Here is a 17,581-nt window from a genome sequence, read left to right as displayed (position 1 = left end):
TCCTTTTTAATGCCTTCATAGGACATTGCGATATGGTTAAGACTATTAGGGCAAAATTACTCCAAAGGGAGTTATAGATGATGCTGAAAGCAACGGATAGCATGTGGAAAAATTCGATTTCGCTCAGATGGCTCTTCGGGCTGAAGCTCGTTTATGATTTAGTCCTGGCGGGGTTGTTTACTTCCGAAAACTACTGGAGACTAGGTTTTGTTGTATTCTCCTTACTGGTTTTTCTTTTCGTTAATCTCTATTACTCCAGCATGAAGAAACATTGGCTGCTACAGCTCCTCATCATTGATTTCATGGTATCGGCTTCATACGGCTATGTTTATATAGGCGGTAAATTACCCGATCCTTTATTTAAAGGCATTACGGCATTAGCGATTTTCATGTTAGTCAAGAATACGCGAGCGCTCATCGCATCCGGGGTGCTTTTGCTAGTCATCTATTTGAGTGTGATGAGCACCATCGATTGGTCGCTGTATCGACGGTTTGATGTTACAAGCTATTTTATCTCCTCTTCCTTCATTGTGTTTGCATGCTTTGTGAGCTTCTTGATTCTTTTCTATAAAAGTGCCAGCACGGAAGCCATGCAGCTGTATGCGCAATTGATGCAATCCCACGAGAAGCTGCAGGCGTATGCCAGCCAGACGGAGGAGTGGGCAGCCGCGAGGGAAAGAGTGAGAATTGCACGGGATATTCATGATACGGTTAGTCATAAGCTGACGTCAGTCTTGGTTCACATGCAAGTGGCTCGCAAGCTGAGCAGCTTGGACGCTCCGCGCAGTGAACAAACCTATTTGGAATGTGAGCAGTTCATTAGGTCTGCCTTGCAGGAGGTACGTCTTTCCGTTAGAGCGATCAGAGACGAACCTCATACATCTACGCCTTTACATGAAAACCTCGCCCGTTTATCGGAAGAGTTTACTAAATTCGCTGAGGTTCATACTGTTCTGGAAGTCGAAGGCACGCCGGTTGATCTCCCAATCGATTTACGATTGACTGCCTATCGAATTGTACAGGAATCGCTTACAAATGCGCAGAAACATGGCCATGCGACCCATATCGCCATCTTGCTGACTTATGCCGAAACCGGATTTTCGCTAAGCATACGGAATGACGGGGATTTGCCTGTCGAGCTGAAGCTGGGGTTTGGATTGATCAATTTGCAAGAAAGGGTGAAGGAGTGGAACGGAGAGGTGAATTTCAGGATGGACCAGCAGACAGGCTTTGCCGTTGAAGTGAATTTTCCTTATTCGAAACCGGAAACGGAGGGATGACAGCATTGAAAGTTCTGATTGTCGACGATCAGCGGCTGATGAGAGAGGGTCTTGCGACCATCATCGGTTTGGAGCCTGGAATGGAGGTAGTCGGCACCGCTGAAGATGGAAGAGACGCCTTTGCTAAAGTAGTCGAATGGCAGCCGGACGTCGTGTTGATGGATATCCGCATGCCGGGAATGGATGGCGTGGAAGGAACGGAATTGATTCTCAAGCACTTTCCGGAGACGAAGGTATTGATTCTGACCACATTCGATGATGCGGAGCTCATTATGAAAGTATTGGAGAAAGGCGTTCATGGATACTTATTGAAGGATATGCCGTCGGAGGCTATCATCTGTGCGATTCAATCTGTGTACAATGGGGGCACGGTGCTTCAACACGATATCACAGCCATGCTGATCAAAGAATTAAATAAAATGTCGGATAGGGGCTCGAATCAGGCACACTCATTAAGGAAAGCGGAGCCGGATGAGCTGAGACAATTGACGGAACGAGAGAGAGAAGTGCTCGCGTTGTTGGGGCAGGGGCATAATAATAAAGAAATTGCCGGCTTGCTGCATCTTACGGAAGGTACCGTGAAGAATCACGTGTCTAATCTGATCGCGAAGCTTGGACTGCGAGACAGGACACAAGCAGCCTTATTTGCAGTACGTCATCTTTGATAATTGCGGGGCATGACTTTTGGCAGGAGGGCATGAAATTATTCATGGTTTGCAGTCAAACGAAGGATCTATTTTCATACATTGTTCATGACTTTCCACAGATTTGCTCCTGTTCGATTCTTGTTATAATTGCGGGAAGAGACACCAAGGATGCTGAAATGGGAGATAGATGACTAAAGGTTGGAGGAAAGAAGGGAAGTAATGAAAAAGGGCTGGTTTGAACTGGATAAGTACAGGCATGAAAATGATTATATTCGAGATTACTCCAAAATGTGGGAAATCAATATTTATTCGTATGAAGGCGAAGATGAATCAACACCGGATGTAACCTTGATCTTGAATACGACCAAAGGAAACGGCAACGGGTATTACTTGGTGGAGTTGTCTGTTACTTATGTAGGCCGCTCCATCATGTTTGATGAGATCATTAATTTGGTCAAGAAGCTGGATGAAATAAGCAGCAATAATGATTCCGTTAGTTTGACCGAGCATTTGGTGGTCTGCCGCGAGTTTTTTGATTGCGGAAGGATTCTTCCAAAGTCACATGTCCATTCTGCTTAACGTATAAGAAACCTATGAAGTCATGCAGTCCCTATGAGAAGGGGCTGCATTTTTTGTAAGAGCAGACAACAATGATGAATTTCCCAGAAGTAACCATTAAAAACAAAATAGATACTTACTTGTTTTCTTGGCGTGCACATGATATATTGTAACCATCAAAACAAATATAGATAGTTACTTACTAAGAGGAGGAAATTGAATATGTACAAAAAAGTAATCATTTGGTCTCTTCTCGTTGCTCTTGTTGGCGGATCCATTTATGAAATAAATTGCTTCTTGAACTATTAAGATCCGGCAGAGGAGAAAGAAATTGAAAAAAAACATGTTGGTCGTACTATCGATTGCCCTGATATTCTTTATTGTTTATTCCGTTTATATGTCGTATCACAAGAAAGAAATAGCAAAGACGCAAGCGTTGTTAACTACGTTTATTGCAAATTCCAATACGCCTTACGAAATCGCTATTTTTGCAGGCGGATGTTTCTGGCCCATGGAAGAGGCTTTCGAGCAGATTGACGGGGTCTTGCGCGTGGAGTCAGGTTATACGGGAGGACACACGAAGAATCCCACCTATGAAGAAGTGGGCTCCGGAAAAACAGGACATCTTGAGTCGGTAGAGGTTCTGTATAACCCCAATCAGATTACGTATGACGATCTCCTTCAGGTTTATTGGCGAAACATTGATCCTACAGATGCAGAAGGGCAATTCGCTGATCGTGGCAGTGACTATCTAACAGCTGTATTTTATAGCAGTAATGAACAGCAAGAGCTGGCTGAAGCATCAAGAGATGAATTAGCAGCATCAAAGAGGTTCGATATGCCGATTGTCACGAAGATTTTAGCTGCATCTACCTTTTACAAAGCAGAAACGGAACATCAGGATTATTACAAAAAGAATCCACTCCACCACGAGCTGACCGAGCTCGTCTCCGGACGTAACTCTTTTCTGAATCATGCTTGGGGCGAGGATCGGGAATTGAAATTCCATGCCGTTAAAGGGTTCAATAAAGGGTTCAATAAAGAGGAAAAGCTGAAAACGCTGACTAAGCATCAATTCAACGTCACTCAGAAGGATTTCGAGGATCCGCCATTCGAGAACGAATATTGGGCTAACGAAGAGGCAGGCATTTACGTCGATATCGTTTCGGGCGAGCCATTGTTCAGCTCGGCGGACAAATATGATGCCGGTTCGGGCTGGCCTAGTTTTACTAAACCGCTAGAGCCGGACAATATTGTCTTGAGGCCAGACGGCGGATTGTTCTCGTCGTCCTCGACCCAAGTAAGAAGCCGGTACGCGAATTCTTTTGTAGGTCATGTCTTCAATGATGGGCCTAAACCAACGGGACTGCGATACTGTATAAACTCTTCAGCTATGGTATTTATTCCGAAGGCTGAGCTTGATAAGAGTGGATATGGCGATTATGCCGCTCAGTTTGGAGAGGAGAAGCAATCCAATGAGAGATGAATTCGCACTTCGCCATTTTAACAAACACATCAAACAATTCATTCGTGTACTCAATCGATGTCCGGCGGAGAGACGCAGCAGCATACCGGAAGGCTATAAGAATAATATCCATTGGCATTTAGGGCATGTGCTTGTCATCACGCAGTTTGATGTTCTTGTCCTTTCGGAGCAGCCCAATTTGCTTCCGGATCGCTATCAAGATTTCTTCGCGTATGGTACGAAACCTGCCGACTGGCAGGGTGAACCGCCTGAGTGGGACGAATTGATCGCTAAGTTCAAAGAATTGAACAAGCATGTCCACGAGACGTTGAAAGATAGACTGGATGAACCGGTGAGAGAAAACAATCTGCACGCCCGGAATATCGGTGAGCTCATCTACTTGACCACGCTGCATATGAATTATCACCAAGGTGTCGTTTACGGCATGCTTCATTCATTGGAAGCGAAGGCTGCTGAAGCTCAAGACGAAGGCAATAGACACGAGATGAATATACCTGTCGAAACCGCAATCTTCACCGGTGGCTGCTTCTGGCATATGGAAGAAGCCTTCCAGAAGCTGGATGGCGTCTCGGATGTGTATACGGGCTACTCGGGGGGACGGGATACCAATCCGACCTATAATAAAGTGGTTTCCAGAACCACGGATCAGCTTGAAGCCGTTGAGGTTCATTACAATCCGAAGCGGATTACCTATGACGAGCTGCTTAAAGTGTTCTGGCAAAATGTTGATCCAACGGATGATCAATCGGCCATCTTCTATCAGAGCCAGAAGCAGAAGGAGCGGGCTGAAGCATCTTGGAAGGAAATGAGATCGTCTAGATGGTTCCATAAACGGGTTGAGACGAAGGTCGCCGAGGCAACTGCGTTTTATAAGGCGGAAGACGAAGATCAGGGTTATTACCGAAAAAGTACGCTAAGCTATAAGGTGAGCGAGTTTCTTTCCGGTGGCAGTTATTAGATGAATAAAATGCGGGGGCGCTTATGCCGCGCTATTTAGCGAAGAATCATAATGTGATGCAGCCCCTGTAACGTAGGGGCTGCTTTTTTGATTTCACATAATTTAGAAGCGGGCTGAACATAACTATCTATATCTATACGGTTGTAATGGTTATGGGAGGCCTTATCCTCGATGTCTATATATTTAGGAAGTAAGATGTGTTTAAAGGAATATTTAACAGACACCTTTTCCGGTGATGTTGATTTCGTTTCAAGAACGATACCTGTTTGGAGCGGACATTTTGAAGTAAGTGTTAGTTACATCGAGAATCTCATTGAAAATGAACTCATTAACCATTATGTAATCGAAAGATTGCAGGACCTAGATTCGGAAGATCGCCTTCAGTCGTCAGCCGAGTTCATGGATAGAATGAAATCAAAGGTTATTTCCGCAGCGAAAGTCTTTAGTTCGGACGATAAGGATCAACTCGTACAAGCTATCCTTACAGGTCATGTTGTAGTAACGAGTGACGATAGCGATTGCGCTTTAGTCATCCCTTTACTAAAGCGCGAAGTAGGTGAAAAATCAGAAACAGAGCCTACTATACAGAGCGGTAATGAAGCTTTTACATCAAGCTTAAGTAAAAATTTCAACTTATTAAGAATGAGATTACCTTCCCCGAACTTAATGTTCAAACAGATGGAGGTCGGGAGGACTTCCCATACGAAAGTAAGAATCGTATGGCTGAAAAACGTGGCCAAACCTCAAATAATCGAAGAGATATGCAGTAGATTAGCTCGGATCGACATCGATATCGTCCATTCGATATCGGTCTTAACGGAACTAACCGAAGATAATCCGTTAACGATTTGGCCGCAATATAAGCTGACCGAACGCGTTGATGTCACCGTCTCTAATATAGCTGAAGGACGCGTAGCGATACTATGCGATAACTTCTCCTTCGTTGTCATTGTACCTTTATTGATCTTACAGGAATTTCAGACACCCGATGATTATTCGCAAAAATGGATGTTCAGTTCGATCATGCGAATTACCCGAATTTGCGCCTTTTTTCTTTCTTCGACATTGTCTGCCCTGTATGTATCGTTTGTTGCCTTTAATCATTCCATCATTCCCTCGGCTTTAGCCTTTCGGATATCTGCAGGCAGAAGTGACGTTCCGTTCCCTTCCGTCATTGAGGTATTGCTCATGACCTTTATGATTGATGTGCTTAAAGAAGCAGGAATAAGGCTGCCGAAAGGGTTGGGTCAGAGCATCGGCTTCCTTGGGGCCGTAGTGATCGGCCAGTCGGCTGTGGAAGCAGGTTATGTCAGCCCTGTCGTCATCATCATTGTTGCCGTCTCTGCGATTTCAAGCTTTGCGCTGCCCTCGATAAACCTTACCAATACGTCAAGAATAGCCAATTACGGTTTAATATTTATGGCTACCGTATTAGGACTGTTTGGTGTTATTATCGGTATCCTCTTCTTACACTGGAGATTGGTTACCCTTCGCTCGTTCGGCGTATCGATTTCCCATCCTATGGATGGCGGTGAAATGAGCCTGATGAAGGATCTGCTCGTAAGGTCTCCCGTGTGGAAATTGAGAAACCGCTCCAAAGTATTATCCGATAACGGAACTTCGATGGGGGATAGCACTAGGAAGCCGAGTCCCAAAGAATAAAGGGGGTTCAGGGAACGTGTTGCAAAAGCAGAAGATTTCGAGTATGCAAGCCATCTTTCTTACCTTTGCAAGCGCTTATGGCGGCGTTTTTTTCTATCACTCTTACAATACCAGCCTGGCAGGGAGAAGTGCGTGGATTGCGGAGTTCGTAAGCGGGTTTATTAACATCGGCTTTGCCTTATGGGTATTGAGCGTTGCGAAGAAGTACCCCGGCAAAAACATCTTCCAAATTGTCGAGATGGTTGGCGGGAAATGGATCAGTACGATTTTCATTGCAGTTTACGTTGCCTTAAACATCGTCCTATCCTCCTTGCTGTTAATGATGTGCGGAGGACTGGTGAGGACCATTGCTCTGCACAATACACCGATGTGGGCACCCATGCTTCTGATTACTTTAATGTCCTTATTAATCGCAAGCAGTGGTATTGAATGCTTAGCCAGGATGAGCGTTACGTTGGAGATTTTTTTCCTCGGCCTGATGTTTTTACCTGTTCTCGTTATCGGAGTTATCACGCAATTCGAACCTTCGAACATCTTCCCTATGATAGACAGCGATGCTCCCTCCTTTCTAAAGGCTGTATTACTGGCAGGAGGAGGGCATTCTGAGGTGATTCTATTCCTGTTCATTATGGTTGAATCGTTGCATCGGCCGGGGAAGCAATTTACCTCGCTTACGGTAGGGTTACTGGTATCCGTTGTATTCTTGCCCGGAGCCGCATCGTTCTTATTCTCAGCCGCTATTTCTCCGGAGGAGGCATCCAGAATTTCTTTTGCAGGCGTCAATGTGGCTTCTTCCATCACAATTGGCACGTTCATTCAAGGCTTGGAAATTTTCATATTTATTCCATATGTGATTATCACCGTGCTGAAGCTGGCAGGAAATTTCTACAGTAGCTGGGTAGCTTCAGAATCTGTTATGAAAAGAAGCTCCAAATTTCTCATCATCATCATTACGATGGTTACATTCATCATAACGTTGAATTTGCGTTCATTTAACGAAGCCTTCTACGGGTACATAAGGGTTATTCAATATTGTATCTATCCATTCTATCTCGTTGTCCTTTGTACAGTTTCCTTCCTGATCGTTGCAAAAGGAAAAAAGGCGGTAGTAAGGGAAACATGAACTATTCAAAATGGATACAACTCCTTCTAACGATGGTTATTCTGACCGTTTGCACCGGATGCTGGGATTATATGGAGTATGAAGGCATGGCTTTAGTACGCGCAATCGGTCTCGATATGGACAACAACGGTCAAATTCTGTTGACTTACGAAATCATAAAAACACGAAAACAAGACAAGCAAGGCGGGAATTCCAATGTATTGGTTCAAGGAAAAGGGAAAACAGTGCCGGAAGCCTTCGATAACATGCAAACCAGCGTTCCGGGAGAACTGTTCTTAGGTTATGTTACAACGCTCATCATCAGCGAAAGAGTGGCCAAGCAACATCTGAAAAATTTCATGGATTTATTATTTATTACGCCCAATATAAGAGAATCCGTATTTCTGGCCTTTACCAAGGAGAAACCGGACAAAATACTGGGGATGCCGGTCGGGAAATCGGGGCTGTTGGTAGGGGATGCGTTAGTGGGTTTTTTTAAGGTTACACCTCGTACAGGCGCTTCATTTCCAGTCAGGATCAAAGATTTCAATAGGATGCTGATGGCAGAGGGAATAGAGCCTGTCGCCCCATTAGTAGAAATGATTGGGGAAGGTAATATCAAGGTGTCGGATATGGTTGTATTCAAAGGCTTCAAGCTGGCAGGCGTGCTGGATGGAAACGAAAGCAAGGGATTTGGACGAATTGTAAATCAAAAAGTACAAGAACTGTCTTCGGTATCCGTAAGGGCACCTGACACGGGAGCTTCTGTAAAAGCCGTATTCAGGCTTCAAGATAATAAGTCGAAAATAAAAATTAAAACGGGAAGTAAGGTACCCGAAGTATTCATTACGACAAAAGCCAATGCTACAATGTATCAATTCGACAGCACGGTTAAAGCCATAACACCGGAAATTCTTCGCGAATGCGAGAAGGAGCTGGAAGGTACGGTAAAACAAGAACTCGAAGCCGCAATAACGAAAGCGCAAAAAGACTGTAAATCCGATTTCTTGGGAATCGGGTCTCATTTCTATCAACAGCATCGCAAAGCATGGAAGAGTACATTTAAGCCCAAATGGGACGAGGTTTTTCCTGAGGTTCCCATTCATGTCAACGTAAAAGTGAAAGTCCTCAATTCAGGAACCAAAGTGGTTCCGTTAAACGAACAATAATCGGGAATCCAACTCAGCCTCTTTCTGCTTTTGTCTTGTGCCTCTAAAAGTAGGCGACCGAAAAAGTTCCGTGATACGGAACAAGATCGCCTTTCTCGCCCTTCAACTAACATCCCCGCGGGGGGACGAGCGGGCCTCCAGGTTACCGTGCGAGTCGCAAAGCGGCGAGCACCTGGTAACCACCATCCCGTCTATCCCGCGCCGAATGTAAAGCGTGTCCCGAACGGGACGAAAGCGATCATACGCACCAAACAAACTCGCGAGCGCTTCTCTGCAGCGCCAACGTTATTCACATTCCGGGTGTCCAGAGGGACGGGTCCCTCGGGGTCCCCCTTTCAGGGGGATTTAGGGGTATTAATTTGTTGTTGACTTTAATCTCGAAATGATTTATCTTTAATTCAAGATAATTAAATCCAAGACATCTGAGGGAGGTGAGTGCAAATGTCATTCCAAATCGATGACGACCAAGCGGTCTCGCTGAAAACATTCGTTGTGTTATCCAAAGCGTTCAGAACATTGATGGACCGGGCTGTTAAAGATATGAAGCAATATGAACTGTCATCCTCCGAGTTTACGATTCTCGAAGTGCTGTATACCAAGGGACGCATACCACTGCAGCAAATTGGGGAGAAGATCCTTGTCACTAGCGGAAGCATCACGTACAATATCGATAAGCTGGAGAAGAAAGGGCTGCTCAAACGAGTCCCATGCGAAACAGATCGAAGAGTCATTTATGCGGAGATCACACAGGCCGGAAACGACTTGTTCGATGACATTTTTCCCAAGCATGCGTCTTCCATACATCTGATGTCACAAAGCTTATCCAATCAAGAGAAGCTGACCCTTATTGAACTTCTGAAGAAATTAGGGAAAGGCGTAGAAGATTAGAAGCTCCATGCACCACTTTTTTTGTCAAATATCTTAAATTAAAGATTATTAAAACCAAAATATAATGGAGGTAGAATTTCAAATGTTAGCATTAGGATTGTTAATTATTCGCGTAGTGATTGGTTTGTTGTTTATCGGACATGGTGCACAGAAGCTGTTTGGCTGGTTTGGCGGTTACGGTCCGAAGGGAACTGGCGGTTGGATGGAGTCCATCGGCATGAAACCCGGCGTACTGATGGCTGTTGCAGCAGGGCTGATGGAATTTGTCGGTGGGGCATTCTTCGCAGCAGGATTATTCACGCCGGTGGCGGCTGCCCTTATTGCGCTAATCATGCTTGGAGCTATTGCGAAAGTGCATGGCAAGAACGGTATTTGGTCAACGGCAAATGGTTATGAATACCCGCTTGTACTTCTCGCAGTCGTGATCGGTGTAGCGTTCGCCGGAGCGGGTTCGTATTCGCTTGACGCACTATTGTTCAACTAATAACACGAGTGAATTCAGATCAAATATCTTTAATCAAAGATTGTTAAAATCAAACTATGTGGAGGTAGATTAAATATGTTAGCATTAGGATTATTAATGATTCGAGTAGTGATTGGTTTGTTGTTTATCGGACACGGTGCACAGAAGCTGTTTGGTTGGTTCGGCGGTTACGGTCCGAAGGGAACAGGCGGCTGGATGGAATCGATCGGCATGAAACCCGGTGTACTGATGGCAGTTGCAGCAGGGCTCATGGAACTGGTTGGCGGGGCATTCTTCGCAGCAGGATTGTTCACGCCGGTGGCGGCCGCCCTTATTGCACTAATCATGCTTGGAGCAATTGTTAAAGTGCATGGCAAGAACGGAATTTGGTCAACGGCAAATGGTTATGAATACCCGCTTGTACTTCTCGCAGTCGTGATCGGCGTAGCGTTCGCCGGAGCGGGTTCGTATTCGCTGGATGCACTGTTTAACTAATCTCGGTCATCTCATTATTTTTGAGAAAATGGCGGAATACTAACTGAAAAAGCTACAGATCGTGCACTTTAATTACAATAAATTATGGGAGTGATTATTCATGTCATTACAAACTGCAGGTATTCACCATATTACAGCCTTTGCAAGAGATCCGCAGGCCAATGTCGATTTCTACGCAGGAACACTGGGTCTTCGCCTTGTCAAAAAGACGATTAACTTCGATGCTCCTGATGTGTATCACTTATACTTCGGCGACAAAGCCGGTACTCCGGGCACGATCATTACATTCTTCCCTTGGCCGAATTCCCGCAAAGGTAAAGTTGGCGGCGGGCAAGTGGGGATTACCACGTATGTGGTTCCTGTAGGAGCGCTGAGCTTCTGGGAAGATCGTTTGAAAGGCTTCGGGATTGCAGTAACGAAGGTTACCCGATTCTCAGAGGACTACCTTCAGTTCTCGGATAACGAAGGGCTGCGGCTTGAAATTGTAGAACGCGAAGCGGGATCGAATAGCGAATGGTCCTTCAGCGGCGTTCCTACCGATAAAGCGATCAAAGGATTTGGCGGAGCCGTACTGTTTAGTACCAAATCAGCGCAAACGATACACGCCCTTGAGCATATTTTGGGTATGAGCAAAGTCGGCGAGGATCAAGGTTATGCTCGTTTCCAAACCTCTGCAGATATCGGGAACATCATCGATGTACCGGTAGCCGATATGGAGTGGGGAGCAGGCGGCGCAGGCACGGTGCATCATATTGCTTGGAGAGCGAAAGATTTCGAAGAACATGCGCAGTGGCAAACGGAAGTACTGAATTCCGGATATCAGCCGACTCAAATCATTGACCGACAATACTTCAACGCGATTTACTTCCGGGAAGCCGGCGGGATACTGTTCGAGATCGCTACGGATCCACCGGGATTCGCGAACGATGAAGCTGCGGATGCGCTGGGTGAGAAATTGATGCTGCCATCTTGGTTCGAACCGAAACGGGAGCAAATTGAAGCCAATCTGCATCCGATCCAAGTTCGTGAGTTGGAGGCGAATAAATAATGAAGCATATTTTCGAACAGGGTACATCATCCAGTGCGCCAACCTTAGTGCTGCTGCACGGTACAGGCGGAACGGAGAGAGATCTGATTTCACTTGGACAACGGATTTCTCCGGGTTCTTCCTTGCTAAGCATTCGCGGTAACATTCTGGAGAATGGGATGCCGCGCTTCTTCCGGCGATTGGCGGAAGGCATCTTCGATGAAGAGGATCTAGTATTCCGCACTAAAGAGCTCTATGACTTCTTGGATGAAGCCGCAGCTCAATATGGCATTGACCGCAGCAGCTTTGTAGCTGTCGGATATTCGAATGGCGCGAACATCGCCGGAAGCCTTCTGTTCCATTATGCCGATGCTTTCAAAGGTGCGATCCTGCATCATCCGATGGTTCCGCTTCGTGGCATGGAGCTGCCTGACTTGTCAGGCACTCCGATCTTCATCGGTGCCGGCACGAACGATCCGATTTGCTCAGCTAGTGAGACTGAAGAATTGCAGCAGCTGCTCGGCGGAGCGGGAGCCGATGTTGCCGTACATTGGGAGAACTACGGTCATCAGCTGACCGCTTCCGAGGTCAATGCAGCCACCAAGTGGTTTCAAGAGCATTTTCCGGAAGCTTAATGGACGCTCGAAGGGAGGGACGATATGATCTCTATAGATCCGGCAGCGCAAGGTGAGCGCGATAATTATAAGCTCCTTATCGGCAGTGTCGTTCCGCGTCCCATCGCGTTTGTGACTACACGATCGGAGCAAGGGGTATTGAACGGCGCACCATTCAGTTATTTTTCTATCGTTTCCAGCAATCCGCCGCTGTTATCGATAGCCGTTCAGCGTAAGAATGGCAGGATGAAAGATACTTCGCGAAATGCGGTTGCAACGGGCGAGCTTGTTATTCACATCGTGGATGAGACCAACGTAGGCGCTATTAATGAAACTGCGGCGAATTTACCTACGGATGAAAGCGAGGTAACATTAGCAGGGCTCACGCCAATTGAAAGTGAAACGGTAAAAGTACCGGGAATCGCAGAGTCCAAGATCAGAATGGAATGTGTGCTGGAACAGGCTTTGGAGCTTGGCGGAACAGGCGGTGCACCGGGATGTGACCTGTTGATCGCGCGCGTTGTCCGTTTTCAGATCTCGGAAGAGCTTCTGGAGCACGGAAGAATCGATGCGCAGAAGCTGGCACCCGTCAGCCGGATGGCAGGCAATTTCTATGCAACCTTGGGCAGAATGTTTGAGATGGAACGACCGCAATAAAGGAGTGAGCCCTTATGCTGAACATACTTAATCGAATTAATGAGCTATCGAGAAAACAAAAAGAATCTGGTTTAACGGATGCGGAGAAAGCAGAACAAGCCGATTTACGCAAAGAATATCTTCGCATCTTTCGTGGTTCTGTAGGCAGCCTGCTCTTGCACTCCACGATCATTGATCCGGACGGTAATGACGTTACGCCGGAGAAGCTAAAGCAGGAACAGGCGAGAAGATCGGCGCACTAGCACTGGCTGGGATAATAATAATCATCCTCATAATAAAAAAAGGAAGCAGCGAGATCATCGCTGCCTCCTTTTTATTTGAACACCTTAAAGCGTTCTTCGATCGGCATGAATTGTTTCTCCCCTGCCGGTGCGGTTGGTTTGCCGAATGGCATATGGGCGATAAGCCTCCAATTCTCAGGGATGCCCCATTCGGTTTTCACCTTCTCATCGATCAACGGATTGTAATGCTGAAGACTTGCGCCTAACCCCTCGTTTGCGAAAGCGGTCCAGATCACAAATTGATGCATGGCACTCGTGTGCTGGGACCAATCCGGGAATTTATCCTGGTATGTAGGGAACTGCGCCTGCAGCCCTTGGATAATGCTCTCATCCTCGAAGAACAGAACGGAGCCATAGCCGGCTTTGAAGCTGTCCATCTTCTGCTGGGTGGATTCAAAATGTTCGGCCGGTACGATCGCTTTCAACACCTGCGTTGTAATATTCCAAAGTTTATCGTGCTGCTCGCCTAAAAGCAGAACAATCCTCGTGCTCTGCGAATTAAAGGCCGATGGCGTATGCTTTACGGCTTCTCTGATGATTTCTTCGATACGACTATCTGGAATAGGCGATTCTTTGCTGAGTGCATAAATGGTTCGTCTCTCGCGAATCCCCGATAGAAACTCATTGCTGGTCGTAGCCATTGGTACCTCCTCTAAAGCTGTTTTGAAAGCACCTTATTATTTGGTAAAACACGAATAAGTATGTATGCTTGTCTTCATTTGGAAGCTTGTGTATGATTGTTGTGACTATTCTGTATATTGATTATATGTTATAGAGGGAAACTCATGGAGGTGGAGGCAATGGAAGCTCTGCTGGGGATCGATATTGGAACCTCAAGCGTCAAATCCATGCTCATGGATGTGGAAGGCCGAATGCTCGGGTTTGCTCAATTGGATTATGAGACGCACATGCCAGCCCCTTATTATGCGGAACAAGATCCGGAGGAATGGTGGAATCTGACCTGTAAGACCACAGCTATGGCACTTCAGCAGGCGAACCTCCAAGCGGATCGGATTATTGGAATCGGCCTCTCCGGTCAGATGCATGGACTGGTAGTTCTTGATGAGGTAGGCCGAGTGATCCGACCATCGATAATATGGTGCGACCAACGAACAATTGCCGAGAAGCTTGAGCTGGAGAAGGCATTCACACCGAAACAACTGGGTGAGCTTATTCAAAATCCGGTGGCGACCGGGTTTCAGTTGCTTTCGCTAATGTGGATGAAGAGCCATGAACCGGCATTGTATCGTCGCATTCGTTCCGTGATCCTCCCGAAGGACTATGTTCGCTACCGGCTAACGGGCACGATCGGTGTAGAAACGACGGACGCTTCCAGTACTTCGGCTTTCCATGTGGCAGGCAGGTGCTGGTCAGAAGAGCTTCTAGCGAAGATGGGCATTGATCAAGACTTATTCCCATCCGTGGGAGAGCCTTGGGAAGTCAGCGGTTCCGTTACGCAGCAAGCAGCGGCAGAAGGGCCATTCGCGATGGGAACTCCGGTCGTGTACGGCGGGGCCGATCAGCCGATGCAGGCCATTGGCAACGGAGTCATTGCACCGGGAACAGTTTCTTGCACGATTGGAACGGGCGGCCAATTGTTTGCTCCCATCGTTCAACCTGTCTATGATGAGCCGCTTCGGACGCACACCTATGTGCACGCTGTACCGGATCGCTGGTATTTGCTTGGGGCTTCCATGAGTGCAGGGCTTTCGTTAAAATGGCTGGCCGGGCAAATTTTGCGCGAAACCGATTATCAGCGATTGGACGAACGGGCTCAAGCGATTCCAGCCGGCAGCGAAGGGGTTATTTTCTTGCCTTACCTGGCTGGCGACCGTACACCCCATATGGACCCGTATGCCAAAGGGATGTTCTTCGGCTTGACATTGAAGCATAGCGATGCCCATCTCGTCCGCTCGGTGCTGGAAGGGGTCGGGTATTCTATGCGGGATAGCTTGGAGATCTTTAAGTCGCTTGGCGTCAGGATGGATAAGCTGATTGTTTCCGGGGGCGGTGCGAAGAGCGGCCTGTGGAAGCAAATTCTCGCGGATATACTCGGGATCGATGTGTATGTAAGCACCATGCGGGAGCAGGCTTGTTTCGGAGCGGCGATGATTGCAGGTGTAGGCGTGCAAGTATACAGCAGCGTGGAATCGGCTTGCTCCACGATCGTAAGTATCCACGAGAAGCCTATTGTTCCGATTCAAGCAAATGTGGATACATACAACCGAGGCTATAAAACATACAAGCAGCTTTATGAGCGTAATCGGGACTTATTTCTTCCTACTACGGAAACGGAATAGAACGGAGTGAATCATTCATGAGCCAGCCGGTAGAAATACCTTGCGATTTGATTCTAAATAAGCGAGAAGCTAACCAGTTTAATTGGGGTAATGTTCAAAGTTTGTCGATGCAAATGACGATTACGCAAGCTTTAGACGAGGATTATGTGTCCATCGTTCAGCAGAGTCAGGAGCATGATCAGGAGCACAAGCACAAGGAGATCATTCGCGTGTATTCCGGAACGTCGGCTGCTGCACAGAAGCCTTCGATTATCGTGGAATTCCGTACAGACGCGCGCGCGAACCCGTTAACATTATCTGTTCCATGGGATTCGATTGGCAGCGAGAGTCACTCCCTATTCGTCGGCTATAACGGTTACTCGCTTCGTTTCTATGTCGATGGCGTGCTGGTGGATGAAGATTGGCCGATGGGTTCACTGCCGTTAGAGAACGTTGAGATGAAGGTTGGGGAGGCGTGCGACAAGCTCTATCTATGGAAAAACGCGATCACCCCGGAGAAACCTTCAACGGAGCTCGAGGATCAATATCTTGGCGTGGAGCCAACGTCGATCCAGTATTGGAGACCGCGAGGACACAATACCGGTGTCGGGGACTGCATGCCTTTTTTCGATGGCGAACGATTCCGCTTGTTTTACCTGTACGACCGCAGAGGTCATGCAAGCAAATGGAGTCTTGGCGCGCATCAATGGGCACAGATTAGTACGCGTGATTTCAAAACGTGGGAGCATCATCCCATGGCCGTTGCGATTACAGCAGACTGGGAAGGTTCGATCTGCACAGGATCTCTGATCGTGAAGGATCATACGTATTATGCCTATTACGCCGTTCGGGCTACGGACGGTTCGCCCGCCAAATTAACGTATGCCACAAGTACGGACGGTTCATCTTTTCACAAAACAGAGCAATACATAGGGCTATCCAACAAGTATTCGCTGGCATCTGTTCGGGACCCTCATGTGTTTCAGGATGAGGACGGCTTGTACCATATGTTAATTACAACGAGTCTTCTCACGCCTTCTCGCAATCAGGGCTGCTTAGCCCATTTGACGTCAGCGGATCTCGTGAGTTGGACGGAGCAGGAACCGTTTATCGTACCGGGGTACCATGATGAACCGGAATGCTCGGATTATTTCCAGTGGAACGGCTGGTATTATCTGATTTTCAGCAATGACGGTGTTGCGCGGTATCGGTATTCGCGGGAGCCAATGGGGCCGTGGCTGCGGCCGGCGATGGATGTATTCGATTGCGTGCAATGGCGCGTGCCGAAGACAGCCGCCTATCGTGGCGGGCGAAGGATTGCTGCCGGATTTCTGTCCTCGCCGGATAGGTACGCAGGAGAACTCGTCATTCGTGAGCTTGTGCAGCACACGGATGGTACATTAGGGTTCAAGCCTATGCCGGAATTGGCAGAGGAGCCGGTTGCTTCGCATGAGATAAACCCCGTAGCATTAAGTGATTTCAACGGACTTATGGTTCACGATATCGAGCTCGAAGGGGCTTCCGATCTCATTCTTACTTGCCAGGCGACCCCTGGAAACCGCAATTTATATTACGGAATATCGCTTGCCGGTCCGAACGGATTCGAGGACGGTTATGATGTCCGATTTGATCCTTCTCGTCGTAAAGTCGGCATTCATCGTGCCCACTGTTCCTCTTTGCTCGAGAATGAAGCGGCATCGATCTATGAACTCGAAGCACTGCATGAGCCTACCTCGATTGAGGTAGTGATCAAACAAGATTGGATCGACCTTTGCGTGAATGGCAATCGGACCTTGATTTCGAGATTCCAAAGGCCGCTTCAGGCACCGCTGAAACTGCGCTTGTTCGCTCAATTTGGCAGCGTCTCGTTCGATGATATTCGAATAAGGGAACTGGCTTAATCATTTGAAGGTGTAGAAACAATTGAAGTTTAAGAAATCCTTTAGATTTACCCCCACTTCTTCTTAAAAAGTTTTCTTTATCCTTAAGTACATGATGGGATAAGGGAGGCTTGA

Annotated in this window: 18 protein-coding genes; 17 read left to right on the top strand and 1 reads right to left on the bottom strand. The window is 47.0% G+C overall.

The features are described from left to right. Positions 1-77 precede the first annotated feature (77 nt). From AC50Y3_RS25960 to AC50Y3_RS25890, 15 genes are all read left to right on the top strand, one after another. On the top strand, positions 78-1,280 hold the full coding sequence (locus tag AC50Y3_RS25960; RefSeq protein WP_494821621.1) for a sensor histidine kinase: 1,203 nt from the start codon (positions 78-80) through the stop codon (positions 1,278-1,280). Continuing rightward, positions 1,277-1,945 (top strand): response regulator, encoded by a 669-nt coding sequence (locus AC50Y3_RS25955; RefSeq protein WP_494821620.1) that lies wholly within the window; start codon positions 1,277-1,279, stop codon positions 1,943-1,945. The genes AC50Y3_RS25960 and AC50Y3_RS25955 overlap by 4 nt, the downstream gene beginning before the upstream one ends. A 201-nt stretch (positions 1,946-2,146) precedes the next feature. Then, entirely contained in the window at positions 2,147-2,506 is a 360-nt protein-coding gene (locus tag AC50Y3_RS25950; RefSeq protein WP_494821619.1) for a hypothetical protein, read from the top strand. Between the two features lie 310 nt (positions 2,507-2,816). Continuing rightward, entirely contained in the window at positions 2,817-3,971 is a 1,155-nt protein-coding gene (gene msrA, locus AC50Y3_RS25945) for a peptide-methionine (S)-S-oxide reductase MsrA (RefSeq protein WP_494821618.1), read from the top strand. Continuing rightward, a complete protein-coding gene (gene msrA / locus AC50Y3_RS25940; RefSeq protein ID WP_494821617.1) occupies positions 3,961-4,929 on the top strand; it encodes a peptide-methionine (S)-S-oxide reductase MsrA in 969 nt (322 codons plus the stop codon). Before msrA (AC50Y3_RS25945) ends, msrA (AC50Y3_RS25940) begins: the two co-directional genes overlap by 11 nt. A gap of 171 nt (positions 4,930-5,100) precedes the next feature. Beyond that, positions 5,101-6,591 (top strand): spore germination protein, encoded by a 1,491-nt coding sequence (locus AC50Y3_RS25935; protein ID WP_494821616.1) that lies wholly within the window; start codon positions 5,101-5,103, stop codon positions 6,589-6,591. A 16-nt stretch (positions 6,592-6,607) separates the two neighbouring features. Then, the gene (locus tag AC50Y3_RS25930) at positions 6,608-7,714 is read left to right on the top strand and encodes a GerAB/ArcD/ProY family transporter (RefSeq protein WP_494821615.1); all 1,107 of its coding nucleotides are present in this window, start codon (positions 6,608-6,610) and stop codon (positions 7,712-7,714) included. Further along, on the top strand, positions 7,711-8,862 hold the full coding sequence (locus AC50Y3_RS25925) for a Ger(x)C family spore germination protein (RefSeq protein WP_494821614.1): 1,152 nt from the start codon (positions 7,711-7,713) through the stop codon (positions 8,860-8,862). Before AC50Y3_RS25930 ends, AC50Y3_RS25925 begins: the two co-directional genes overlap by 4 nt. A 441-nt stretch (positions 8,863-9,303) precedes the next feature. Further along, positions 9,304-9,750, top strand: a complete 447-nt coding sequence (locus AC50Y3_RS25920) for a MarR family winged helix-turn-helix transcriptional regulator (protein WP_494821613.1) — start codon at positions 9,304-9,306, stop codon at positions 9,748-9,750. 82 nt (positions 9,751-9,832) lie between these two features. After that, positions 9,833-10,234 (top strand): DoxX family protein, encoded by a 402-nt coding sequence (locus AC50Y3_RS25915; RefSeq protein WP_494821612.1) that lies wholly within the window; start codon positions 9,833-9,835, stop codon positions 10,232-10,234. Positions 10,235-10,309: 75 nt separating this feature from the next. Then, positions 10,310-10,708, top strand: coding sequence for a DoxX family protein (locus tag AC50Y3_RS25910; protein WP_494821611.1), 399 nt, complete (start codon positions 10,310-10,312; stop codon positions 10,706-10,708). A gap of 100 nt (positions 10,709-10,808) precedes the next feature. After that, positions 10,809-11,756, top strand: a complete 948-nt coding sequence (locus AC50Y3_RS25905; protein ID WP_494821610.1) for a ring-cleaving dioxygenase — start codon at positions 10,809-10,811, stop codon at positions 11,754-11,756. Continuing rightward, entirely contained in the window at positions 11,756-12,370 is a 615-nt protein-coding gene (locus AC50Y3_RS25900) for an alpha/beta hydrolase (RefSeq protein WP_494821609.1), read from the top strand. Before AC50Y3_RS25905 ends, AC50Y3_RS25900 begins: the two co-directional genes overlap by 1 nt. A gap of 24 nt (positions 12,371-12,394) precedes the next feature. Beyond that, the gene (locus AC50Y3_RS25895; RefSeq protein WP_494821608.1) at positions 12,395-13,006 is read left to right on the top strand and encodes a flavin reductase family protein; all 612 of its coding nucleotides are present in this window, start codon (positions 12,395-12,397) and stop codon (positions 13,004-13,006) included. Positions 13,007-13,020: 14 nt separating this feature from the next. Then, complete coding sequence (locus tag AC50Y3_RS25890) at positions 13,021-13,248, top strand: DUF896 domain-containing protein (RefSeq protein WP_494821607.1); 228 nt, start codon at positions 13,021-13,023, stop codon at positions 13,246-13,248. 71 nt (positions 13,249-13,319) lie between these two features. On the opposite strand, the gene AC50Y3_RS25885 is transcribed toward AC50Y3_RS25890, so the two are convergent. Beyond that, positions 13,320-13,928 (bottom strand): nitroreductase family protein, encoded by a 609-nt coding sequence (locus AC50Y3_RS25885; RefSeq protein ID WP_494821606.1) that lies wholly within the window; start codon positions 13,926-13,928, stop codon positions 13,320-13,322. A 159-nt stretch (positions 13,929-14,087) separates the two neighbouring features. On the opposite strand from AC50Y3_RS25885, the gene xylB reads away from it, so the two are divergent. Both xylB and AC50Y3_RS25875 read left to right on the top strand, forming a co-directional pair. Next, complete coding sequence (xylB, locus tag AC50Y3_RS25880) at positions 14,088-15,587, top strand: xylulokinase (RefSeq protein WP_494821605.1); 1,500 nt, start codon at positions 14,088-14,090, stop codon at positions 15,585-15,587. 17 nt (positions 15,588-15,604) lie between these two features. After that, positions 15,605-17,467 carry a glycosyl hydrolase gene (locus AC50Y3_RS25875; RefSeq protein ID WP_494821604.1) on the top strand — a complete coding sequence of 621 codons (1,863 nt, stop codon included), beginning with the start codon at positions 15,605-15,607 and terminating at the stop codon, positions 17,465-17,467. Positions 17,468-17,581 lie beyond the last annotated feature (114 nt).

This window comes from Paenibacillus sp. J22R98, from assembly GCF_059383835.1.
This window is presented reverse-complemented; position numbering and strand designations above follow the sequence as displayed.